General features: G+C 65.3%; 19 protein-coding genes. 16 read left to right on the top strand and 3 right to left on the bottom strand.

The features are described from left to right. Positions 1–35: 35 nt before the first annotated feature. The 11 genes from QW861_RS27420 (at position 36) to QW861_RS27370 (ending at position 13,643) form a co-directional block, all read left to right on the top strand. Complete coding sequence (locus tag QW861_RS27420; protein WP_316173396.1) at positions 36–668, top strand: arylesterase; 633 nt, start codon at positions 36–38, stop codon at positions 666–668. Between the two features lie 205 nt (positions 669–873). After that, positions 874–1,452 carry an RNA 2',3'-cyclic phosphodiesterase gene (gene thpR, locus QW861_RS27415; protein ID WP_315715923.1) on the top strand — a complete coding sequence of 193 codons (579 nt, stop codon included), beginning with the start codon at positions 874–876 and terminating at the stop codon, positions 1,450–1,452. 153 nt (positions 1,453–1,605) lie between these two features. After that, on the top strand, positions 1,606–2,787 hold the full coding sequence (gene zapE / locus QW861_RS27410; RefSeq protein WP_316186415.1) for a cell division protein ZapE: 1,182 nt from the start codon (positions 1,606–1,608) through the stop codon (positions 2,785–2,787). Between the two features lie 226 nt (positions 2,788–3,013). Beyond that, a complete protein-coding gene (gene mdh, locus QW861_RS27405) occupies positions 3,014–3,982 on the top strand; it encodes a malate dehydrogenase (protein ID WP_009031546.1) in 969 nt (322 codons plus the stop codon). 127 nt (positions 3,983–4,109) lie between these two features. Continuing rightward, positions 4,110–5,306: an ADP-forming succinate--CoA ligase subunit beta gene (gene sucC / locus QW861_RS27400; protein WP_315715925.1), complete on the top strand. Its 1,197-nt coding sequence runs from the start codon at positions 4,110–4,112 to the stop codon at positions 5,304–5,306. A 55-nt stretch (positions 5,307–5,361) separates the two neighbouring features. Continuing rightward, positions 5,362–6,246, top strand: a complete 885-nt coding sequence (gene sucD / locus QW861_RS27395; protein WP_315750631.1) for a succinate--CoA ligase subunit alpha — start codon at positions 5,362–5,364, stop codon at positions 6,244–6,246. A gap of 139 nt (positions 6,247–6,385) precedes the next feature. Further along, positions 6,386–9,343, top strand: a complete 2,958-nt coding sequence (locus QW861_RS27390) for a 2-oxoglutarate dehydrogenase E1 component (RefSeq protein WP_315750632.1) — start codon at positions 6,386–6,388, stop codon at positions 9,341–9,343. A 137-nt stretch (positions 9,344–9,480) separates the two neighbouring features. Continuing rightward, positions 9,481–10,719 (top strand): 2-oxoglutarate dehydrogenase complex dihydrolipoyllysine-residue succinyltransferase, encoded by a 1,239-nt coding sequence (gene odhB / locus QW861_RS27385; RefSeq protein WP_315715927.1) that lies wholly within the window; start codon positions 9,481–9,483, stop codon positions 10,717–10,719. Between the two features lie 68 nt (positions 10,720–10,787). Continuing rightward, positions 10,788–11,534, top strand: a complete 747-nt coding sequence (locus tag QW861_RS27380; protein WP_315715928.1) for an SDR family oxidoreductase — start codon at positions 10,788–10,790, stop codon at positions 11,532–11,534. 45 nt (positions 11,535–11,579) lie between these two features. After that, positions 11,580–12,983 carry a dihydrolipoyl dehydrogenase gene (lpdA, locus tag QW861_RS27375; RefSeq protein ID WP_315715929.1) on the top strand — a complete coding sequence of 468 codons (1,404 nt, stop codon included), beginning with the start codon at positions 11,580–11,582 and terminating at the stop codon, positions 12,981–12,983. Positions 12,984–13,112: 129 nt separating this feature from the next. Next, entirely contained in the window at positions 13,113–13,643 is a 531-nt protein-coding gene (locus QW861_RS27370; RefSeq protein WP_315750633.1) for a hypothetical protein, read from the top strand. A gap of 40 nt (positions 13,644–13,683) precedes the next feature. On the opposite strand, the gene QW861_RS27365 is transcribed toward QW861_RS27370, so the two are convergent. Next, entirely contained in the window at positions 13,684–14,274 is a 591-nt protein-coding gene (locus tag QW861_RS27365) for a DUF4337 domain-containing protein (protein ID WP_315715931.1), read from the bottom strand. Positions 14,275–14,355: 81 nt separating this feature from the next. Beyond that, positions 14,356–15,258 carry a tyrosine recombinase XerC gene (locus tag QW861_RS27360; RefSeq protein WP_315750843.1) on the bottom strand — a complete coding sequence of 301 codons (903 nt, stop codon included), beginning with the start codon at positions 15,256–15,258 and terminating at the stop codon, positions 14,356–14,358. 316 nt (positions 15,259–15,574) lie between these two features. Here QW861_RS27360 and QW861_RS27355 point away from each other — a divergent pair, with 316 nt between their 5' ends. Together QW861_RS27355 and QW861_RS27350 are read left to right on the top strand one after the other, a co-directional pair. Further along, positions 15,575–17,785, top strand: coding sequence for a primosomal protein N' (locus QW861_RS27355; RefSeq protein ID WP_315750634.1), 2,211 nt, complete (start codon positions 15,575–15,577; stop codon positions 17,783–17,785). A 45-nt stretch (positions 17,786–17,830) separates the two neighbouring features. Further along, positions 17,831–18,814, top strand: coding sequence for a hypothetical protein (locus QW861_RS27350; protein ID WP_315750636.1), 984 nt, complete (start codon positions 17,831–17,833; stop codon positions 18,812–18,814). Positions 18,815–19,002: 188 nt separating this feature from the next. On the opposite strand, the gene QW861_RS27345 is transcribed toward QW861_RS27350, so the two are convergent. Then, entirely contained in the window at positions 19,003–19,551 is a 549-nt protein-coding gene (locus tag QW861_RS27345; RefSeq protein ID WP_315715933.1) for a septal ring lytic transglycosylase RlpA family protein, read from the bottom strand. Positions 19,552–20,200: 649 nt separating this feature from the next. Here QW861_RS27345 and QW861_RS27340 point away from each other — a divergent pair. From QW861_RS27340 to QW861_RS27330, 3 genes are all read left to right on the top strand, one after another. After that, positions 20,201–20,761, top strand: coding sequence for a F0F1 ATP synthase subunit delta (locus QW861_RS27340; protein ID WP_315750638.1), 561 nt, complete (start codon positions 20,201–20,203; stop codon positions 20,759–20,761). Next, positions 20,761–22,293 (top strand): F0F1 ATP synthase subunit alpha, encoded by a 1,533-nt coding sequence (atpA, locus tag QW861_RS27335; RefSeq protein WP_315715935.1) that lies wholly within the window; start codon positions 20,761–20,763, stop codon positions 22,291–22,293. The genes QW861_RS27340 and atpA overlap by 1 nt, the downstream gene beginning before the upstream one ends. Before the next feature lie 155 nt (positions 22,294–22,448). Next, positions 22,449–23,327 (top strand): F0F1 ATP synthase subunit gamma, encoded by an 879-nt coding sequence (locus tag QW861_RS27330; protein ID WP_315715936.1) that lies wholly within the window; start codon positions 22,449–22,451, stop codon positions 23,325–23,327. Positions 23,328–23,413 lie beyond the last annotated feature (86 nt).

Below are 23,413 nucleotides of genomic sequence, written 5' to 3'. Positions count from 1 at the left end.
CCGCAAGCCGGGTCGAGAGGCGCGGACATATCTTCGTGCACATACTCGTGTTGATGCTCGCCTTGATGACAGTCGGGCCCGCGTTCGCGGGTGCCGAGGCCGTCAAGCCGATCAAGCTCGTCGTTCTCGGCGATTCCTTGAGCGCGGGACTCGGCCTGTCCGCCTCGGATGCGTTTCCAGCCAAGCTGCAGAAGGCGTTGCAGGCCAAGGGGCTGCCGATCGACCTCACCAATGCCGGCGTGTCCGGGGACACCTCGTCCGGCGGCCGCGACCGGCTCGACTGGTCGGTGCCGGAGGGGACCGAAGCGGTCATCGTCGAGCTCGGCGCCAATGACGCGCTGCGCGGCATCGATCCCGCCGTGACGCGCAAGGCTTTGAGCGAAATCGTGACCCGGCTGAAGGCCAGGGGCATCGCCATGATGCTGTGCGGCATGCTGGCGCCGCCGAATTTCGGCAGCGACTACGCCGCGAAATTCAACGCGATCTACCCCGATCTCGCCAAGCAGTTCGACGTGCCGCTGTATCCATTTTTCCTCGATGGCGTCGCCGCCGACGCCAAGCTGAACCAGGCCGACGGCATCCACCCCACTGCGGCGGGCGTCGACATCATCGTGTCCAGGCTGTTGCCTACGGCGGAAGCATTCCTGCGTCCGCTTCGTGGGCAATGACGGAACGAAGCGCCGCGTCGATCATTTGCGATAACCTTAAGGACCGGGTTTTCCGCAGCTTTTACCGGCGTTAACCCGCCTTCCGTCGCGGAGTCATATAAGTTCGGTAGGAATGATGCATTGGCGATTCGTCGTCGATCATTTCTCGAAGGCATGATCTCGTCAATTTTCGAGATCAGCCTCCAGCATCGGGAGTCCTGAAACGATGCCGCGTTTGTTTACTGGACTGGAAATCCCGGCCGAGGTTGGCCACACGCTTTCCGGTTTGCGGGGTGGCCTCCCCGGCGCCCGCTGGATCGATCCCGAAAATTACCATGTGACGTTGCGTTTCATCGGTGACATTGACGGCGCCTCCGCCAACGAGATCGCCTCGATGCTGTGGCGGGTGAACCGCAAGCCGTTCGAAGTGACGGTGCAGGGTCTCTCCAGCTTCGGCGGCCGCAAGCCGCGCGCCGTCGTTGCCAACGTCGCGCCGAGCCGCCCCCTGATCGAGCTGCAGGCCGAGCTCGAGCGGCTCATGCAGCGGATCGGGCTCGATCCGGAGGGCCGCAAATTCGTGCCCCACGTCACGCTGGCGCGGCTGCACGATGCGTCGAGCCAGGACGTCGCCGACTATCTCTCCGTCCGCGGCTATTTCCCGAGCCGCGTGTTCATGGCCGAGCGCTTCGTGCTGTTTTCGTCGCGTGCCTCGACCGGCGGCGGGCCCTATGTGGTCGAGGACGCCTACGACCTCTCGCCGGGGGTGAGGTCTGCAGCGGGGTCGTTCAAGCCAGCCGTTCGCTGAGGCCGGGAGCGAAGACGAACGTCGTTAGCCCCGGACTAACGATCACGGCGGCGTTTGCGTGCCATATACCACGACCACACGGCTCCGACGCATGGCGGCTTCCACCATTTGCGGATTGCATTTTGCGTAAGTCTCATGACCTAGAGTGGGCTCATGCTGTCCACTCCGTCAGACGCGTTCCGCGCGCAATATCAGTCTTTGGTCGATACCGGTGCGATCGAGGCCGACCTCGCCCAGGCCGAGGTCGCCGACGCCCTGGCGGCGCTGGAGCGCCGGCTCTCCACCTACAAGCCCACGCGCAAGCAAGGCTTGTTGGGCCGCCTTTTTGCCGACAAGAGCGAGCCGCCGAACGGCCTCTATGTCCATGGCGAGGTCGGGCGCGGCAAGACCATGCTGATGGACCTGTTCTTCCAGAACTGTCCCGTCGAGCACAAGCGCCGCGCGCATTTTCACGAATTCATGGCCGAGGTGCATGAGCGCATCTACGGCTACCGCCAGAACATCGCGCGCGGCGAACTCGCCGATGCCGATGTGATCGGTCTCACGGCGCAGGCGATCTTCGATCAGGCCTGGCTGCTCTGTTTCGACGAATTCCATGTCACCGACATCGCCGACGCGATGATCCTGGGACGTCTGTTCGCCAGGCTGTTCGAGCTCGGCACGGTGGTGGTGGCGACCTCCAACGTCGCGCCTGAAGACCTCTACAAAGGCGGCCTCAACCGCGCGCTGTTCCTGCCCTTCATCAAGCAGATTGCCGACCACATGGACGTGATGCGGCTGGACGCGCGCACCGATTTCCGGCTGGAGAAGCTGGCCGGCGTGAAGATGTGGCTGGTGCCGGCCGATGTCGACGCGCGAGCGGCGCTCGACAAGGCCTGGGCGCGGCTCACGGGCCATGCCAAGTGCAAGCCGCGCGACATGACGATCAAGGGGCGCATCCTGCACGTCCCGTGCTCCGCCAACGGCGTCGCCCGCTTCGATTTTGCCGATCTCTGCGAGAAGCCGCTGGCGGCCTCGGACTATCTGCGGCTCGCGCACGACTATCATACGATCCTGATCGATCACGTTCCGGTCATGGATCTGGCCGAGCGCAATGCCGCCAAGCGGTTCATCACCCTGATCGATACGCTCTACGACAACGCCGTGAAGCTGATCGCCTCCGCCGAAGCCGACCCGATTTCGCTCTACGTCGCGACCGAGGGCACCGAGGCCATGGAGTTCAAGCGGACCACCTCGCGCCTGATCGAGATGGGTTCGGACTCCTATCTGGCCCTGCCGCACGGGCGGAAGGACTCGGCGGCATCTGGGACTTCCACGGGGTTGGTCGAAACCTGACAAATACTGGAGTTTTGGCGAACGCCAGCCGCCGGGCACACAGCCGCGAAAAGGCCACGCCAATCATGCTGAAAGGATCATCAGCAGCCGTCGCCCGGTCCTGATCGAAATCAAGGCAGGCCCGTCAATTGGCCATAGCTTGACTTGAACGGCCGGGGCGAAAGGGATAACCACCAGTCGACTTTTCAACCTCCCTCACTCCTTCGGGTTCAAAGGAAAATTTGCCATGGCGCGCGACAAGATTGCTTTGATTGGCTCCGGTCAGATCGGCGGAACGCTGGCTCACCTCGTCGGCCTCAAGGAGCTCGGCGACGTCGTGATGTTCGACATTGCCGAAGGCGTTCCGCAGGGCAAGGCGCTCGACATCGCCCAGTCATCGCCGGTCGACGGCTTCGACGCGCACTACACCGGCGCCAACTCCTATGAGGCGCTCGACAACGCCAAGGTGTGCATCGTTACGGCGGGCGTACCGCGCAAGCCGGGCATGAGCCGCGACGACCTCTTGTCGATCAACCTGAAGGTGATGGAGCAGGTCGGCGCCGGCATCAAGAAGTACGCGCCCGACGCCTTCGTCATCTGCATCACCAATCCGCTCGACGCGATGGTCTGGGCGCTGCAGAAGGCCTCGGGGCTTCCGGCCAAGAAGGTCGTCGGCATGGCCGGCGTGCTCGACTCGGCGCGTTTCCGCTACTTCCTGGCTGATGAGTTCAACGTCTCGGTCGAGGACGTCACCGCCTTCGTGCTTGGCGGTCATGGCGACACCATGGTTCCGCTGACCAAGTACTCGACCGTTGCCGGCATTCCGCTGCCCGACCTCGTCAAGATGGGCTGGACGTCGCAGGCCCGCATCGACGAGATCGTCGATCGCACCCGCAACGGCGGCGCCGAGATCGTCAACCTGCTGAAGACCGGCTCCGCCTACTACGCTCCGGCGGCGTCGGCGATCGCAATGGCCGAGAGCTATCTGCGCGACAAGAAGCGGGTGCTGCCCTGCGCGGCGCATCTCAACGGCGAGTTCGGCGTCAAGGACATGTATGTCGGCGTGCCCGTCGTGATCGGCTCCAAGGGTGTCGAGCGCATCGTCGAGATCGAGCTCGCCGGCAAGGACCGCGAGGCGTTCGACAAGTCGGTCGCCGCCGTGCAGGGCCTGGTCGACGCCTGCAAGAAGATCGCGCCCGACCTGCTCGGCCGCTGATCAGGGGTCATTCACGGGGCGTAATCTCGCCCACATCGAGTTGCAGGATGTTTGGTATATGGTATACCAGACATCCTAACAACAATTCTGGTCGTCACCCCATCGCGGGTTCGGGGAGCAAGCGCTTATGAACATTCACGAATATCAGGCCAAGGCACTGCTGCACGAGTTCGGCGTGCCGATTTCCAAGGGCGTGCCGGTTCTCCGTCCGGAGGACGCGGATGCGGCGGCGAAGACGCTCGGTGGCCCGGTCTGGGTCGTGAAGAGCCAGATCCACGCCGGTGGCCGTGGCAAGGGCAAGTTCAAGGAGGCCTCGGCCGGCGACAAGGGTGGCGTCCGCCTCGCCAAGTCGATCGACGAGGTCAACACTTTCGCCAAGCAGATGCTGGGCGCGACGCTGGTGACCGTGCAGACCGGCCCCGACGGCAAGCAGGTCAATCGCCTCTACATCGAGGACGGCTCGGATATCGACAAGGAGTTCTATCTGTCGCTGCTGGTCGACCGCGAGACCTCGAGGGTCGCCTTCGTGGTGTCGACCGAAGGCGGCGTCAACATCGAGGACGTCGCCCACGAGACCCCCGAGAAGATCGTGACCTTCTCGGTCGACCCGGCCACCGGCGTCATGGGCCATCACGGCCGCGCCGTCGCCAAGGCGCTGAAGCTCTCCGGCGACCTCGCCAAGCAGGCCGAGAAGCTCACCACCCAACTCTACAATGCGTTCGTCGCCAAGGACATGGCGATGCTCGAGATCAACCCGCTGGTCGTCACCAAGCAGGGCCAGCTGCGCGTGCTCGACGCCAAGGTGTCGTTCGACTCCAACGCGCTGTTCAAGCACCCGGAAGTCGTCGCGCTGCGTGACGAGACCGAGGAAGATGCCAAGGAGATCGAGGCCTCCAAATACGACCTCAACTACGTTGCGCTCGACGGCACCATCGGCTGCATGGTCAACGGCGCCGGCCTTGCCATGGCGACGATGGACATCATCAAGCTCTACGGCATGGAGCCCGCCAACTTCCTCGACGTCGGCGGTGGCGCCAGCAAGGAGAAGGTCGCGGCGGCGTTCAAGATCATCACCGCCGACCCGAACGTGAAGGGCATCCTGGTCAACATCTTCGGCGGCATCATGAAGTGCGATGTCATCGCCGAGGGCGTCGTGGCCGCGGTCAAGGAAGTCGGCCTGAAGGTGCCGCTCGTGGTGCGCCTCGAAGGCACCAATGTCGATCTCGGCAAGAAGATCATCAGCGAGTCCGGTCTGAACGTGTTGCCCGCCGACAATCTCGACGACGCCGCGCAGAAGATCGTCAAGGCCGTCAAGGGAGGCTGAGCGCCGGTCCAGGCGCTCGCTCATTCCTCACCGCAACGCTTTTAGAGAAAGCACGATGTCCATCCTCATCGCCAAGAACACCAAGGTCATCTGCCAGGGCTTCACTGGCAAGAACGGCACCTTCCACTCCGAGGCGGCGATCGCCTACGGCACCAAGATGGTCGGCGGCACGTCGCCGGGCAAAGGCGGCTCGACCCACCTCGGCCTGCCCGTGTTCGACACCGTCAAGGAGGCCCGCGAGGCCACCGGGGCCGACGCCTCGGTGATCTACGTCCCGCCGCCGGGCGCCGCCGACGCGATCTGCGAGGCGATCGACGCCGAGGTCCCGCTGATCGTCTGCATCACCGAGGGCATCCCGGTGCTGGACATGGTCCGCGTCAAGCGCTCGCTGCAGGGCTCCAAGTCGCGCCTGATCGGGCCGAACTGCCCGGGCGTGATGACCGCCGGCGAGTGCAAGATCGGCATCATGCCGGCCAACATCTTCAAGCCCGGTTCGGTCGGCATCGTGTCGCGCTCCGGCACGCTGACCTACGAGGCGGTGTTCCAGACCACCTCGGAAGGTCTCGGCCAGACCACGGCGGTCGGCATCGGCGGTGATCCGGTCAAGGGCACCGAGTTCATCGACATGCTCGAGATGTTCCTGGCTGACCCCAAGACCACCTCGATCATCATGATCGGTGAGATCGGTGGCTCGGCCGAGGAGGACGCGGCGCAGTTCATCAAGGACGAAGCCAAGCGCGGTCGCAAGAAACCGATGGTGGGATTCATCGCCGGCGTCACCGCGCCTCCCGGCCGTCGCATGGGTCATGCCGGCGCGATCATCTCCGGCGGCAAGGGCGATGCCGGCTCGAAGACGGCCGCGATGGAAGCGGCTGGTATTACCGTGTCGCCGTCGCCTGCGCGGCTCGGAAAGACGCTTGTCGAAAAATTGAAATCCTGATTCAGGACTTAGTGCTTTTCGGCGCGAATATTTACAATAAATAAGGTAAACGGTCCTAACCCGAGCCTGATCCGCGTCCCCCGCGGGTCAGGCATTGCGCCGTTTTGATTGGGCGCATCGAAATTACCAGGACGCCACCATGTCTCGCCAAGATGCGAACGCCGCCTTCGCCCTGTCGTCTTTTCTGCAGGGCACCAATGCCACCTACATCGATGAGATCTACGCCCGCTACGAGAAGGATCCCGCTTCGGTCGACCCGGAATGGCAGGAGTTCTTCAAGAGCCTGAAGGATGCGCCGGCCGACGTGCAGAAGAATGCGTCGGGCCCCTCCTGGGCGCGCAGCAACTGGCCGGTCTCCCCCCGGGACGAATTGACCTCGGCGCTGGACGGCAACTGGGCCGTCGTCGAGAAGAAGGTCGGCGAGAAGATTGCGCAGAAGGCTCAGGCCAAGGGCGTCGAATTGTCGGCGGCCGACGTCAACCAGGCCACCCGCGACTCCGTCCGCGCGTTGATGCTGATCCGCGCCTACCGCATGCGCGGCCACTTCCACGCCAAGCTCGATCCGCTCGGCATCGAGGCGCCGCGCAACCGCGAGGAGCTGGACCCGCGCTCCTACGGTTTCACCGAGGCCGACTACGACCGCAAGATCTTCCTCGATCACGTGCTCGGCCTCGAATACGGCAGCTTGCGCGAGATCGTCGCGATCTGCGAGCGCACCTATTGCCAGACGCTTGGCGTCGAGTTCATGCACATCACGAACGCGGCGCAGAAGGCCTGGATCCAGGAGCGCATCGAGGGGCCGGACAAGGAGATCTCGTTCACCCGTGAGGGCCGTCGCGCGATTCTGCAGAAGCTGATCGAATCCGAAGGCTTCGAGAAGTTCTGCGACGTCAAGTTCACCGGCACCAAGCGCTTCGGTCTCGACGGCGGCGAGTCGCTGATCCCGGCGCTGGAGCAGATCATCAAGCGCGGCGGCAATCTCGGCGTGAAGGAGATCGTGCTGGGCATGCCGCATCGCGGCCGCCTCAACGTGCTGACCCAGGTCATGGGCAAGCCGCATCGCGCGCTGTTCCACGAGTTCAAGGGCGGCTCGGCCAATCCCGACGCGGTCGAAGGCTCCGGCGACGTCAAGTACCACCTCGGCGCCTCCTCGGACCGCGAGTTCGACGGCAATCGCATCCACCTGTCGCTGACCGCCAACCCCTCGCATCTCGAGATCGTCGACCCCGTGGTGCTCGGCAAGGTCCGCGCCAAGCAGGACCAGCACGGCGATCCGCCCGACATGCGCATCTCGGTGCTGCCGCTCTTGATGCATGGCGACGCTGCGTTCGCCGGCCAGGGCGTGGTGGCGGAGTGCTTCGCGCTGTCGGATCTGAAAGGCTACCGGACCGGTGGCTCGATTCATTTCATCGTCAACAACCAGATCGGCTTCACGACCTATCCGCGCTATTCGCGCTCGTCGCCCTATCCGTCCGACGTCGCCAAGATGATCGATGCGCCGATCTTCCACGTGAACGGTGACGATCCTGAAGCGGTGGTGTTCGCGGCCAAGGTCGCGACCGAGTTCCGGCAGAAGTTCCACAAGCCGGTCGTCATCGACATGTTCTGCTACCGCAGGCATGGCCACAACGAAGGTGACGAGCCGGCTTTCACCCAGCCGGTGATGTACAAGAAGATCGCCGGCCATCCGTCGACCTTGGAGATCTACTCCAAGCGGCTGGTCGCCGAAGGCGTGATGACCGAGGGCGAGGTCGACAAGGCCAAGGCCGACTGGCGCGCCCGTCTCGACGCCGAGTTCGAGGCCGGCACGAGCTATCGTCCGAACAAGGCCGACTGGCTCGACGGCAAGTGGGCGGGTTTCAAGTCCGCCGACCAGGAGGAGGAGGCGCGCCGCGGCGTCACCGGCGTCGAGATCGACCGCCTCAAGGAGATCGGCCGCAAGATCACCAAGGTGCCGGACGGCTTCCGCCTGCATCGGACGATCCAGCGTTTCCTCGAGAACCGCGCCAAGGCGATCGAGAGCGGCATCGGGCTCGACTGGGCGACCGGCGAGGCGCTGGCGTACTGCTCGCTGCTGCTCGAAGGCCACAAGGTTCGCCTCTCCGGCCAGGACAGCGAGCGCGGCACCTTCTCGCAGCGCCATTCGGTGCTGATCGATCAGGAGGACGAGAGCCGCTACACGCCGTTCAACCATCTGGCGCCGGAGCAGGGCCACTTCGAGGTCATCAACTCGCTGCTGTCCGAAGAAGCCGTGCTCGGCTTCGAATACGGCTATTCGCTCGCAGAGCCGACCGCGCTGACCCTGTGGGAGGCGCAGTTCGGCGACTTCGCCAACGGCGCTCAGGTGTTGTTCGACCAGTTCATCTCGTCGGGCGAGCGCAAATGGTTGCGCATGTCCGGCCTGGTCTGCCTGCTGCCGCACGGCTATGAGGGCCAGGGCCCCGAGCATTCCTCGGCACGCCTCGAGCGCTATCTGCAGATGTGCGCCGAGGACAACATGCAGGTGGTCTATCCGACCACGCCGGCAAACTACTTCCACGTGCTGCGCCGCCAGCTGCATCGCGAGATCCGCAAGCCGCTGATCGTGATGACGCCGAAATCGCTGCTGCGCCACAAGCGCGCGGTGTCTCGGCTCGAGGAGCTCGCCAAGGGCACCACGTTCCACCGCATCCTGTACGATGACGCCCAGATGCAGGCGGACGACAAGACCAAGCTGGTGCCGGACGACCAGATCCGCCGCATCGTGCTGTGCTCGGGCAAGGTGTATTACGATCTCTACGACGAGCGCGAGAAGCGCGGGCTCAACGACGTCTACCTGATGCGCGTCGAGCAGCTCTATCCGGTGCCACTCAAGGCGCTGGTCGCCGAGCTCGGCCGCTTCAAGAACGCAGAAGTCGTGTGGTGTCAGGAAGAGCCGCGCAACATGGGCGCGTGGCACTTCATCGAGCCGTATCTCGAGTGGGTGCTGAACCAGACCGGCGGCAAGAGCAAGCGTCCGCGCTATGCCGGCCGTGCTGCGTCGGCCGCGACCGCCACGGGCCTGATGTCCAAGCATCTCGCCCAGCTGAAGGCGCTGCTCGACGAAGCCCTGAACTGAACCTGCCTTTTTTGACGCGCCCCGCAATCTGCGGGGCGCAAGTACATCGCGTTGATCGTCCGTCCCGCATCGCTTGCTCGCCGCAAGGCGATGGCGGACCGGCTTTATGACCGCACGGGTTATTGAGGATAAAGACCATGACTGAAATTCGCGTTCCGACGCTGGGTGAATCCGTCACCGAAGCCACCATCGGCCGCTGGTTCAAGAAGGCAGGCGACGCCGTGGCGGTCGACGAGCCCCTCGTCGAGCTCGAGACCGACAAGGTCACGATCGAGGTGCCCGCGCCTTCGGCCGGCACCTTGGGCGAGATCATCGCCAAGGATGGCGAGACGGTCGCCGTCGGCGCGCTGCTCGGCCAGATCACGGATGGCGCCGTGGCTGCCAAGCCCGCCGCTGCTGCTCCGGCTCCGGCGAAGCCGGCTGCCGCTGCGCCGCCGGCTGCGGCTCCCGCCCCTGCCAAGGCGCTGCCCGCCGATACCCCGCAGGCGCCGTCGGTTCGCAAGCTCTCGGCTGAGAGCGGCGTCGATGCGACCACCGTGCCGGGCTCCGGCAAGGACGGCCGCGTCACCAAGGGCGACATGCTGGCCGCCATCGAGCGCGCAGCGTCCGCGCCGACCCCGGTCAATCAGCCCGCCGCCTCGGTCCAGGTGCGTGCGCCGTCGCCGGCCGACGACGCCGCGCGCGAGGAGCGCGTGAAGATGACGCGGCTGCGCCAGACCATCGCGCGCCGCCTCAAGGACGTGCAGAACACCGCGGCGATGCTGACGACCTTCAACGAGGTCGACATGACCAACGTCATGGCGCTGCGCAGCCAGTACAAGGACGTGTTCGAGAAGAAGCACGGCTCCAAGCTCGGCTTCATGGGCTTCTTCACCAAGGCCGTGGTGCAGGCGCTCAAGGACATCCCGGCGGTCAACGCCGAGATCGACGGCACCGACCTGATCTACAAGAACTACTATCACATCGGCGTCGCCGTCGGCACCGACAAGGGCCTGGTCGTGCCCGTCGTGCGCGACTGCGACCACAAGTCGATCGCCGACATCGAGAAGGGCATCGCCGATTTCGGCCGCCGCGCCCGTGACGGCCAGCTCAAGATCGACGAGATGCAGGGCGGCACCTTCACCATCACCAATGGCGGCATCTACGGCTCGCTGATGTCGACCCCGATCCTGAACGCGCCGCAGTCCGGCATCCTCGGCATGCACAAGATCCAGGAGCGCCCGGTGGTGGTCGGCGGCAAGATCGAAGTCCGCCCGATGATGTATCTGGCGCTGTCCTACGATCACCGCGTCATCGACGGCAAGGAAGCCGTGACGTTCCTGGTGCGAGTCAAGGAAAGCCTGGAGGATCCGGCACGGCTCGTGCTGGATCTCTGAGGGCACGCGACGACTTGAAGACATGAGGCGCGCTTCATGAGCGCGCCTCAGACCTAACGGGGGCCATCATGACCGACAGGGTTGCAGTGATCACCGGCGGCAGCCGCGGCATCGGCCGCGCCACCGCCATCGCCGCCGCATCGCGCGGCTTCAAGATCGTGGTCGGCTACGCCTCCAACGAGGCCGCCGCGCAGAGCACGGTGGCCGCGATCGAGGCCAAGAACGGCAAGGCCATCGCAGTCAAATGCGACGTCGGCCGCGAGCACGACATCCTCGCTCTGTTCAAGGCGGCGGACAAGTTCGGCACGCTCGGCGCGCTCATCAACAATGCCGGCATCGTCGGTCCGACCACGCGCGTCGACGAGATGAGCGCGGAGCGCATCGAGCGTTTGATGGCGGTCAACGTCACCGGCAGCATCCTGTGCGCACGTGAGGCGGTGAAGCGCATGTCGACGCGGCATGGCGGACAGGGCGGCGTGATCATCAACCTGTCCTCGGTCGCCGCCAAGCTCGGCTCGCCGAATACCTACGTCGATTATGCGGCGTCGAAGGGCGCGATCGATTCCTTCACCGTCGGCCTCGGTCACGAGGTCGCCAATGAAGGCATCCGCGTCGCCGCCATTCGCCCAGGGCTGATCGACACTGATATCCACGCCTCCGGCGGCGAGCCCGATCGCGCCCATCGTCTCGCCCCGCTGGTGCCGATGAAGCGCGTCGGCACCGCGGAGGAAATCGCCAATGCCATCGTCTGGCTGCTGTCGGACGAGGCTTCCTATGTCACTTCGGCCATTCTCGACGTGTCGGGCGGACGCTGACGACCGTCGCTATCTCTGACTTGCAAGCTTACGGAACATTCGATCATGGCATCCTACGATCTCGTCGTCATCGGCACCGGACCCGGTGGTTATGTTTGCGCCATCCGCGCAGCACAGCTCGGCATGAAGGTGGCCGTGGTCGAGAAGAACGCCACCCTCGGCGGCACCTGTCTCAATGTCGGCTGCATGCCGTCGAAGGCGCTGCTGCACGCCTCGGAGCTGTTCGAGGAAGCCGGGCACTCCTTCGCCAAGATGGGCATCAAGGTGCCCCAGCCCGAGATCGATCTGCCGGCGATGATGAACTTCAAGCAGCAGGGCATTGACGGCAACGTCAAGGGCGTCGAGTTCCTGATGAAGAAGAACAAGATCGACGTGCTCGTGGGCAAGGGCAAGATCCTCGGCACCGGCAAACTGCAGGTCACCGGCAATGACGGCGCCGTGCAGACCGTCGAGACCAAGAACATCGTGATCGCGACGGGCTCGGACATCGCGCGGCTCAAGGGCATCGAGATCGATGAGAAGCGCATCGTGTCCTCGACCGGAGCTCTGTCGCTGGACAAGGTGCCTTCGACGCTCTTGGTGGTCGGCGCCGGCGTGATCGGGCTCGAACTCGGCTCGGTGTGGCGCCGCCTCGGCGCCAAGGTCACCGTGGTCGAATTCCTCGATCGCATCCTGCCCGGCATGGATGGCGAGATCGCCAAGCAGTTCCAACGAATCCTCGAGAAGCAGGGCTTTGCGTTCAAGCTCGGTGCCAAGGTGACCGGTGTCGACACCTCTGGCACGACGCTCTCGGCCATGATCGAGCCGGCGGCCGGCGGCGCGGCCGAGAAGATCGAAGCCGACGTGGTGCTCGTGGCGATCGGCCGCGTGCCCTACACCGAGGGACTCGGGCTGCAGGAAGCGGGCGTCGCGCTCGACAACCGCGGCCGCGTCCAGATCGACCATCATTTCGCGACCAGCGTGCCCGGCGTCTACGCCATCGGCGACGTCGTTGCAGGGCCGATGCTCGCGCACAAGGCGGAGGACGAGGGCGTCGCGGTGGCCGAGATCCTCGCGGGCCAGGCCGGGCACGTGAACTACGACGTCATTCCAGGCGTGGTCTACACGACGCCCGAAGTGGCCTCCGTCGGCAAGACCGAGGACGAGCTGAAGCAGGCCGGCGTCGCCTATACCGTCGGGAAGTTTCCGTTTACCGCGAATGGCCGTTCCAAGGTCAACCAGACCACTGACGGTTTCGTGAAGATCCTAGCCGATGCGAAGACGGATCGCGTGCTCGGCGCCCATATCATCGGCCGCGAGGCCGGGGAAATCATTCACGAGGCCGCCGTATTGATGGAGTTCGGTGGCTCTGCCGAGGATCTCGCGCGCACCTGCCACGCGCATCCGACACGGTCGGAGGCCGTGAAGGAAGCCGCGCTTGCGGTGGGTAAGCGGGCCATCCATATGTGATGGACGCCCGGAGGCGCCTTCGGTGGGTGCGACAAAACGCCCGCTTTTGACGCTGAACCGAACGGCAAGGCGCGAGGTCGTATCGTCATAGCGGCCTCAACCCGCGAGGCCTGGCGGAGATGGAGTCCGATGCTGCGCCGCCTGCTTCAGCCGTTCTGGGTTCTGCTCGCGATCATCTTCCTGATCGAAGCTTGGCTGTGGGACCATCTCGAGCCGATCGTGGCGCGCATCGTCGCCGCGGTACCGCTGCGTAGCTTCAAGCACTGGCTGGCCGCGCGCATCGAGACCCTGTCGCCGGCGCTGACCCTGATCGTCTTCGTCGTGCCGGTCGTGCTGCTGTTTCCGCTCAAGCTGATCGGCATGTGGCTTTTGATGCACCAGCAGTGGAAGTTTGCGCTGGCCACGATCGTGTTCGGCAAGATCGTCGGTGTCGGCGTCACCGCCTTCATCTTCGATGTGACGCGCAGCAAGCTGCTGCAGATGTCCTGGTTCGCGTGGCTCTACGAGGCCGTGCTCGCGCTGCGCAGGAAAGCCGCGGCGCTGGTCGATCCTATCAAGCAGCGCATCCGCGAGATCATCCACGGCAATGCCGATGGCTGGTCATCGCGCGTGCTGCGCGTGATCATGCGCTTCCGCAGGAGCGTGCAGCAGGCGCGGTAGTGGTGGTCGCGACGTCGCAAGCCAGTTGCTGTCGCTGACCTCAGTGCAGATGCAAGAGATGCGGCTGGAACAGGCCGAGCAGCGTCATGGCAATACCGATCAGCGCGAGCCCTCCGGAGGCCCAGGCCAGAACGATCATTCCCGTGATGATCGTCGCCGACGCCAGCACGATGCCGATCTGGAAGGCGGCCGACGCGAGCTCATAGTGGTGGTACTTTGCCGTCGCCTCGTCGCGTTCGTGCTCGGCATGCTTGGCGCGCTCGGCGAGTTGCTCGCTGCCTTCGCCGGTTTCGGGCTCGGAGCGATAGCGCGCAGCATTCTTCTGCCAATCGTCGATCTGCTTCTGCAACGCCGCCTTGGCCGCCTCGTCAGGCAGCGCCGGCAAGCTCAGTTTGCCCTGCTCGGCGGCGGTCTGCACCACGGTGCGGCGAACGGTCTTGGCCTGGAAGAAGGCCCAGAGGTTGGAGGCCTCGACGTTCTTGCTGATCGATTCGGTCTGCGCGCCCTTGCCGAGCGTTTCGGACAGCGCCAGGAACAGGGCTATGACGGCGATCAGCAGCGCGATCTTCTTGTTTTCGCCGGACGCGTGCTCGGCATGCTCCGCATGCTCCATGCTCTCATGTGCGCTCATCTGTCCCCTCCGGATCAAGCAGCCAAGACGATTGCCGGAACCGGGGGGACAGCGCAAGCGAAACGATATGAACGAAAAATGTCACCGTCGCGGATGCGCTGACGCGTAGACCTGCAGCAGGCGCTCCGAATCGATGCCGGTATAGATCTGCGTCGTCGACAGCGAGGCGTGGCCGAGCAGCTCTTGGATCGCGCGCAGGTCGCCGCCGCGCGACAACAGGTGCGTCGCGAAGGAATGGCGCAGCGCGTGCGGCGTGGCGCTGTCCGGCAGGCCCAGCGCGCCGCGCAGCCGCTCCATCGCGAGCTGGATGATGCGCGGGCTCAACGGACCGCCCTTGGCGCCGAGAAACATCGGCCCCTCCGCAGGCAGCGGGTACGGACAAAGCCTGGCATACTCGTCGATCAGCTGCAGCACGTTCTGCAGCACCGGCACCATCCGGGTCTTGTTGCCCTTGCCGGTCACCACCAGCACGTCGCCTTCGCCGGGACGCGGCACCTCGCGGCGTTTCAGGCCGAGCGCCTCGGAGATGCGCAGGCCGGAGCCATACAGCAGCGCCATCACCGCGGCGTCGCGTGCCAGCACCCAGGTCTCGCGGGTCTCGCCGGCGCGCTCGTCGGCATCGGCGAGGCGCTTGGCGGCGTCCATCGGCAGCGGCTTCGGCAGGCTCTTGGCGATCTTTGGCGCGCGGATTCCTGAGAGGGCGCCGACCTTGCCCGTGCCCTCGCGCTCCAGAAAGCGCCCGAACGAGCGCAGGCCCGCCAAGGTTCGCATCAGGGAACGTCCGGCGATGTCGTCGGCGCGGCGCATCGCCATGAAAGCCCGGATGTCGGCGGCCTCCAGCCCGGCGAAGCGCACCAGCGTCACCGGCTCGCCCCAATGGATGCAGAGGAATTGCAGGCACTGCCGGAGGTCACGGGCGTAGGCCTCGACCGTCTTCGGGGACAGCCGGCGCTCGCTGCGCAGATGCGCCAGCCACTGCATCATGGCCTGGACGACGCCCTCGTCGGCGCCGAGGAGGGCGGTGGCCTCAGACTCTTCGTCCGTGTCCGCGTGAGTCGGCTCTGTTTGCTTTGCCATGGCGTCCGTGCCCACGGATGGGTCGCTGTGAAGCGTTGTCGATCGCCGCGAACTCGGTTTGCGCCTCTCCCCGCAAGAGCGGGAAGAGGGAGTGCAATGGCGCTCGCGGGAACAGCTCGATCTCATCTCGTCGAGTCATGTATATCGCACTGTCGTCCTTTACCGTTCGCTAACTTTGCCGGACGGCTTTCGCTTCAGCCAGAGCAAGGCTATCTCCGCCCTCATGGACCGCGCGACCGACCTCTTTCCAGGTGCAGCCAGCACGACCGGCGTGGTCGACGTGCTGGTTCCGGTCGCGCTCGACCACACCTATTCCTACCGCGTGCCGCGCGGCATGGATCTGAAGCCGGGCGATATCGTCGGCGTGCCGCTCGGGCCGCGCGAGGTACTGGCGGTGGTGTGGGCGGAGAATGCCAATCCGGATCCGCGGCTGCACAACCGGCTCAAGGATGTCAGCGAGAAGCTCGAGGTGCCGCCCCTCAAGCCGGAGCTGCGCTCGCTGGTCGACTGGGTCGCCAATTACACGCTGTCGCCGCGCGGCATGGTGCTGCGGATGTGCCTGCGCATGGGCGAGCATCTTGGCCCGGAGCGTGTCCGGCTCGGCGTCCGCCTGGTCGGCGAGCCGCCCAAGCGGCTGACGCCGGCGCGGCGGCGGGTCATCGAGGCGGTGTCCGACGGTCTGCTGCATGGAAAGTCCGACCTCGTCCGCGAGATCGGCGTCTCCAGCAGCGTGATCGACGGCCTGGTCGACGAGGGGACCCTCACGGTCGAGGCGATGCCGCGTGCGCTGCCGCCGCCGGCGCCCGATCCGTCGTTCGCGCAGCCCGAGTTCTTCGACGCGCAGCTGGCCGGCGTCGCGGCGATGCGGGCGCTGGCCGCCGATGGCGGCTTCCAGGTCGCGCTGCTCGACGGCGTCACCGGCTCCGGCAAGACCGAAGTCTATTTCGAGGCGGTGGCCGAGACCGTCCGCCGCGGCCGGCAGTCGCTGATCCTGATGCCTGAGATTTCGCTCACCGGCCAGTTCCTCGACCGCTTCTCGCGCCGCTTCGGCGTGCGGCCGCTGGAATGGCATTCCGAGCTGACCCCGCGCACGCGCCAGCGCAACTGGGCGGCGATCGCCGCCGGCGAGGCGCCGGTCGTGGTCGGCGCCCGCTCGGCGCTGTTCCTGCCCTATGCCGATCTCGGCCTGATCGTCGTCGATGAGGAGCACGATCAGGCCTACAAGCAGGACGAGGGCGCGCACTACCACGCCCGCGACATGGCGGTGGTGCGCGGCCACATCGCCAAATTTCCGGTGGTGCTGGCCTCGGCCACCCCCTCGGTCGAGACCGAGGTCAATGCCCGCAAGGGCCGCTATCAGCGCGTCGCGCTGCCGTCGCGGTTCGGCGGCCAGCACATGCCGCATATCGAGGCCATCGATCTCCGGCGCGAGCCGCCGCCGCGCGGCCGCTACATCTCGCCGCGGCTCGCCGGCGAGATCCGCACCGCGATCGAGCGCGGCGAGCAGGCGCTGCTGTTCCTGAACCGCCGCGGCTATGCGCCGCTGACCCTGTGCCGCGCCTGCGGCCATCGCTTCGCCTGCACCATCTGCGACGCGTGGCTGGTCGATCATCGCTTTCGCCAGCGCCTCGTCTGTCACCATTGCGGGTTCTCGATGCCGCGGCCGCCGACCTGCCCGCATTGCGCGGCCGAGGAATCGCTGGTCGCGGTGGGGCCCGGCGTGGAGCGGCTGCAGGAGGAGGCGGCGGCGCTGTTTCCTGAGGCGCGCAGCATGGTGCTGTCGAGCGACCTGATCACCTCGATCGAAACCATGCGCGCCGAGCTGACCGAGATCGCCGAAGGCCGCGTCGACCTGATCATCGGCACCCAGCTCGTCGCCAAGGGCCACAACTTTCCGCGGCTCAATCTGGTCGGGGTGGTCGATGCCGATCTCGGCCTCGGCAATGGCGATCCGCGCGCCGCCGAGCGCACCTGGCAGCTTTTGAACCAGGTGATCGGCCGCGCCGGCCGCGAGCAGGGGCGGGGTCGCGGCTATCTGCAGACCCACCAGCCCGAGCACCCCGTCATGAAGGCGCTGGTCGCCTGCGACCGCGAAGCTTTCTACACCAGCGAAATCGACGCGCGCGAGCGCACCGGCTATCCGCCGTTCGGCCGGCTGGCGAGCCTGATCATCTCGGCGGGGGATCGGCCTACTGCCGAAGGCTTCGCCCGCCGGCTGGTCGCGTCAGCGCCGCGTGAGGAGGGCGTGTTGCTGCTCGGCCCGGCCGAGGCGCCGCTCGCGGTGATCAAGGGCCGCTACCGCTTCCGGCTGCTGCTCAAGTCGGCCCGTAATTTCGATCTGTCGGATTATCTGCGCCACTGGCTGGCGCATGCCGAGAAGCCCAAGGGCAATCTCAAGCTCGAGGTCGACGTCGACCCGCAGAGCTTCCTCTGAGCTGCTCGCGGTCTTGCGGACTCGGCGCGCGGCCGGCAATCTCGGATGATGTCCACGCTGCCATGGATCGCCGCCTTTCTTCTCGGTGCTCTTGCGCCTGCGGCGCTATTTGCAGCGATCTCCGGCAAGGCGTCCCAAATGTTGCCGCTGGCCTTCGCGGTCACGATTGGCCACGCGCTCATTCTCGGCGTCCCGGTTGCACTGCTCTATCGCTGGAAGCGGTGGAAGCGTCTGTGGGCTGCGGTCGCCGGCGCGGCGTTGATCGGAATGATTCCGGTCGGCATCCTGACCTGGCCACTCGATCCATCCAGCCGCGGTTGGGATTCGGTGAATGATGTCGTCCAATGGGTCGACGGCATCCCGACCTTGGCTGGCTGGATCTCATATGCAGAGTTGCTGGCGTGGATGGCGGTGCTGGGCGCGATCGGCGGCCTTATCTTCTGGCTGACGCTGCGCTGTTGCGGATTGATACCGGGGGATGCGCAGACGAGTTTCAGGCCCCGGCTCGGTCTTTTGCTCGCCTCGCTTGCCGTCGCCGCATCGGGATCGGTGGCAGCGCTCCCGATGCTCTCGGCGGACCGTTCTTGTCACAATGTGTTTCGGGACGGGCAGCGTTCCGTCAGCGCCGTCGTCAATATCGATCTCGATATCGTGCAGGCGGATTGGCGGGATCTCGCGAAGCTCCTGGAGCAGTTCGGCCAGTCGCGGCAGATGTCGTTCCGGGACCTCAGCCAGAGCCAGGCCCCGACGGTCGATATGCTCTACCTGTCGCTCTGTGCCGAGGACAGTCCGGTGATCTCAATCGATGAGCAGCACTGGCACACCGATCGGCTTCCTCCCAGTAACAGGGGGGTCGGTGTCAGGATCTACGACCCGCGTGGTGGCCACGATTGGCCGGCGCTCGCGCGCGAACTGGTTGCGGCGTTGGACGGCAGGTGGAGCGGAAAGGTTCGCTTTCGCGACTATGGCGGCCGCCTCGTTCCGGCACCTTCCGAACTGTCCTCTCCAAGAGGTGCGCCGCCGGGATAGGCGCGTCGGTCGACGGAAGTGCTCTTCATCCTTGCGAGCGTCGCAATCGAGCACGCTGACGACCGGCAGAACTCGGACTGCCTCGGCGCTCCGCCCCGACTCGCTCCTCAGCACGCTGACGCGCGACTGCATCCACAAAGCTGATGCAGCGCCGATCAGCCGTGCTGAGGGAGGAAGACGTCTCTACGTTATGACACGACCTCGGCGGTGACGCGGCCGACGCCGGCGCGGGTCAGGCCGATGGCGCGGGCTGCGCCGGTCGACAGGTCGAGCACCCGGCCGCGGATGAACGGGCCGCGGTCGTTGACGGTGACGATGACGCTGTTGCCGCCATGGGTCACGCGCAGCTTGGTGCCGAACGGCAGCGAGCGGTGAGCGCAGGTCATCGCGTTGGCGTTCATGCGCTGGCCGGATGCGGTGCGGCTGCCGGACTCGTTGCCATAGTACGACGCCATGCCGGAGAAAGTGCGGCCGGTGCCGGACGACGGCGTAACCGCTGCGTTGGAGTTCATCCACGAGGAGCCGTTGGACGACCATCCGTTCGAAAACGAGTCGGCGGCGGGCTGAGCAGCATGACGCGCCATGTGATGATGGTGGTGGCGAGCGTGGTGATGGTGGTGCCTGGACCGGGCCGAGGCTTCGGTGGCGCTGCCGCCGACGATCAGCGTCACGGCAACAGCGAGCGCGGTGCGCGAGCCGGCGATCTTGCCAGCCGAGAGGTTCTTCAGTTTCAGCATCTATGTCCCTCGAACAGTATTGCCGCGTTCTGCGGCCAGTGGACCCCCGTCAGGTGTTGAGGCGCGCGCCGTTTGGTGGGGCAATGAGGCGTGAATGGGGCAGTAGAAATTGTTCCGCTCTGATCGAAACATCTTGCATCGCGGTCTACTCATCACGGAAAATTCCGTAATCCACCGCGTTAACGATTTATTAACGATCAAATACTTCAAAATACTGTTGAGTTAAGTTCTCACTTAGGATGCCAAGATGTCAGCAAGTAATGTCGGTGCGGGCTGGTCGGCGGCCGCCGGGCACCGCCGACGGGAGTCAAGGCCAAACCAGCATGGCGGCCATGCAGCAACAGCTGGAACCTTGCGCTGAGTGACTGGTATCGGGGGCGGGGCGCGCGCGGGCGGCCATCAGCGAGTCCGTTGGACCGCGCGTAGGCTCCGACCGCGGCGCGGCAACAAGGTGCCGAATAGCGGGCCGCCGCTTGTTGCGGCTGCGCGTACGCTATGTTAGCAAAGCGCCGCTTTTCGTGATCAAGCTGCTCTCGCGGCGATCGAAAATCAAAGTCCTGCTTGAATTCCAAGGGCTTAGCTGGTTTGCGCCGCAGCGGCGCGCCGGTGTCCCTCTTGTGGGTTGGGCGCATATAAAAAGAGCACGTCTGTGGCTGCTGAAGATCCCTCCGTATCCGGTGTGTCCGGTCGTTACGCGACGGCCCTGTTTGAACTGGCCCGTGACGAAAAGTCCGTCGATGCGGTCAAGGCCGATCTCGACAGGTTCAATGCCCTCCTCGATGAGAGCGCCGATCTCAAGCGCCTCGTCCGCAGTCCGGTGTTCGGTGCGGACGTGCAGCTCAAGGCGCTGAATACCGTGCTGGACAAGGCCGGCATCGCCGGTGTCGCCGCCAACGTGCTGCGCGTGCTGACCGCCAACCGCCGCCTGTTCGCGGTGACCGACGTGATCCGCGCCTTCAACGCGCTGGTCGCCAAATACAAGGGAGAGGCCACGGCCGACGTCGTCGTCGCCGAGCCGCTCTCCGACAAGAATCTCGACGCCTTGAAGGCCTCACTGAAGACGGTGACCGGCAAGGACGTCGCGCTCAACGTGAAAGTCGATCCAGCGATTATCGGCGGGCTCGTCGTCAAGCTCGGCAGCCGCATGATCGATAGTTCGCTTCGCACCAAACTCAACTCGATCAAGCACGCGATGAAAGAGGCAGGCTGATGGACATCCGCGCCGCGGAAATTTCCGCGATCCTCAAGGACCAGATCAAGAATTTCGGGCAGGAAGCCGAAGTCACCGAAGTCGGACAGGTGCTGTCCGTCGGTGACGGTATCGCCCGCGTCTACGGTCTCGACAACGTCCAGGCCGGCGAGATGGTCGAGTTCGAGAACGGCACCCGCGGCATGGCGCTGAACCTCGAGACCGACAATGTCGGCGTCGTCATCTTCGGCGCCGACCGCGAGATCAAGGAAGGCCAGACCGTCAAGCGCACCCGCGCCATCGTCGACGCTCCGGTCGGCAAGGGTCTGCTCGGCCGCGTCGTTGACGCGCTCGGCAATCCGATCGACGGCAAGGGCCCGATCCAGGCCACCGAGCGCAAGCGCGTCGACGTCAAGGCCCCCGGCATCATTCCGCGCAAGTCGGTGAACGAGCCGATGTCGACCGGCCTCAAGGCGATCGACGCCCTGATCCCGGTCGGCCGTGGCCAGCGCGAGCTGATCATCGGTGACCGTCAGACCGGCAAGACCGCGATCGCGCTCGACACCATCCTGAACCAGAAGCCGCTGAACGTCGCTGGCGCTCCCGAGAGCCAGAAGCTGTACTGCGTCTATGTCGCGATCGGCCAGAAGCGCTCCACCGTCGCTCAGTTCGTGAAGGTGCTCGAAGAGCAGGGCGCGCTGGAGTATTCGATCGTCATCGCCGCCACCGCGTCCGATCCGGCCCCGATGCAATATCTGGCCCCGTTCACCGGCTGCACCATGGGCGAGTACTTCCGCGACAACGGCATGCACGCCGTCATCATCTATGACGATCTGTCGAAGCAGGCCGTCGCCTATCGCCAGATGTCGCTGCTGCTGCGCCGTCCGCCGGGCCGCGAGGCCTATCCGGGCGACGTGTTCTATCTGCACTCCCGCCTGCTCGAGCGCGCCGCCAAGCTCAGCAAGGACCATGGTCTGGGGTCGCTGACCGCGTTGCCCGTCATCGAGACCCAGGCCAACGACGTGTCGGCCTACATTCCGACCAACGTCATTTCGATCACCGACGGCCAGATCTTCCTGGAGACCGATCTGTTCTTCCAGGGCATCCGTCCGGCCGTGAACGTCGGTCTGTCGGTGTCGCGCGTCGGCTCCTCCGCCCAGACCAAGGCGATGAAGAAGGTCGCCGGCAAGATCAAGGGCGAGCTGGCGCAGTACCGCGAGATGGCGGCCTTCGCGCAGTTCGGCTCCGACTTGGACGCCTCGACCCAGCGCCTGCTCAACCGCGGCGCACGCCTGACCGAGCTCCTGAAGCAGCCGCAGTTCTCGCCGCTGAAGATGGAAGAGCAGGTCTGCGTGATCTGGGCCGGCACCAACGGCTATCTCGATCCGCTGCCGCTCAACAAGGTGCGCGCCTTCGAGGACGGCCTGCTGTCGCTGCTGCGCGGCAAGAATGCCGACCTGCTCAACGCGATCCGCGACAGCAAGGATCTGTCCGACGACAGCGCCGCCAAGCTGAAGGCGGTCGTCGAGGGCTTCGCCAAGACCTTCGCCTGATCGCGAGGTCGTGGCCGGCTCCGGCCGGCGATCCACGCCCTTCGGGGTGGGACAACGTGACATCTCATGCCCGGCGCCAGGCCGGGCATGACCAATCTCAGGGTTGAGCGGTCGGGTCTTCAACGGATCGGCCGCCGGGGTGAGCTAGACGAACAATGGCGTCACTGAAAGACATGCGGGTCCGCATCGCCTCGACCAAGGCGACGCAGAAGATCACCAAGGCCATGCAGATGGTCGCCGCCTCCAAGCTGCGCCGCGCGCAGCAGGCGGCCGAAGCGGCGCGTCCCTATGCCGAGAAGATGGACGCCGTGATCTCCAACATCGCGAGCGCCACCATCGCCTCCGCCGGCGGCCCGAAGCTGTTGGCGGGCACCGGTCGCGATCAGGTGCACCTGCTGCTGGTCTGCACCGGCGAGCGCGGCCTGTCTGGCGCGTTCAACTCCTCGATCGTCCGCCTGGCGCGCGAGCGTGCGCTCGCCCTGATGAACCAGGGCAAGGAGGTGAAGTTCTTCTGCGTTGGCCGCAAGGGTTATGAGCAGCTTCGCCGCCAGTTCGACAAGCAGATCGTCGAGCACATGGACCTGCGCTCCGTACGCCAGATCGGCTTCGCCAATGCCGACGAGATCGCCAAGAAGGTGATTGCCCGCTTCGAGGCCGGCGAATTCGACGTCTGCACCCTGTTCTACTCGCGCTTCCGCTCGGTAATCGCGCAGATCCCGACCGCTCAGCAGATCATTCCGCTGGTGGTCGAAGCGCGCCCGGCCAATGCGGCGCCGCTGGCGCCTTACGAATACGAGCCGGAAGAGGACGAGATCCTGGCTGGACTGCTGCCGCGCAATCTCGCGGTGCAGATCTTCCGCGCACTGCTCGAAAACAACGCCTCGTTCTACGGTGCGCAGATGTCGGCCATGGACAACGCCACGCGCAACGCCGGCGAGATGATCCGCAAGCAGACGCTGATCTACAACCGCACGCGTCAGGCGATGATCACCAAGGAACTGATCGAAATCATTTCGGGCGCCGAGGCGGTCTAGCCGGATCGCGCAGCGCCCGTTGAAGCGCAACCCAGGAACATATCCCGGTCGAGCCGACCGTGGTTTCGTATACGGATCGTAAGGAG

This window comes from Bradyrhizobium sp. SZCCHNRI1029, from assembly GCF_032487555.1.
In the GTDB taxonomy this organism is placed as follows: domain Bacteria; phylum Pseudomonadota; class Alphaproteobacteria; order Rhizobiales; family Xanthobacteraceae; genus Bradyrhizobium.
This window is presented reverse-complemented; position numbering and strand designations above follow the sequence as displayed.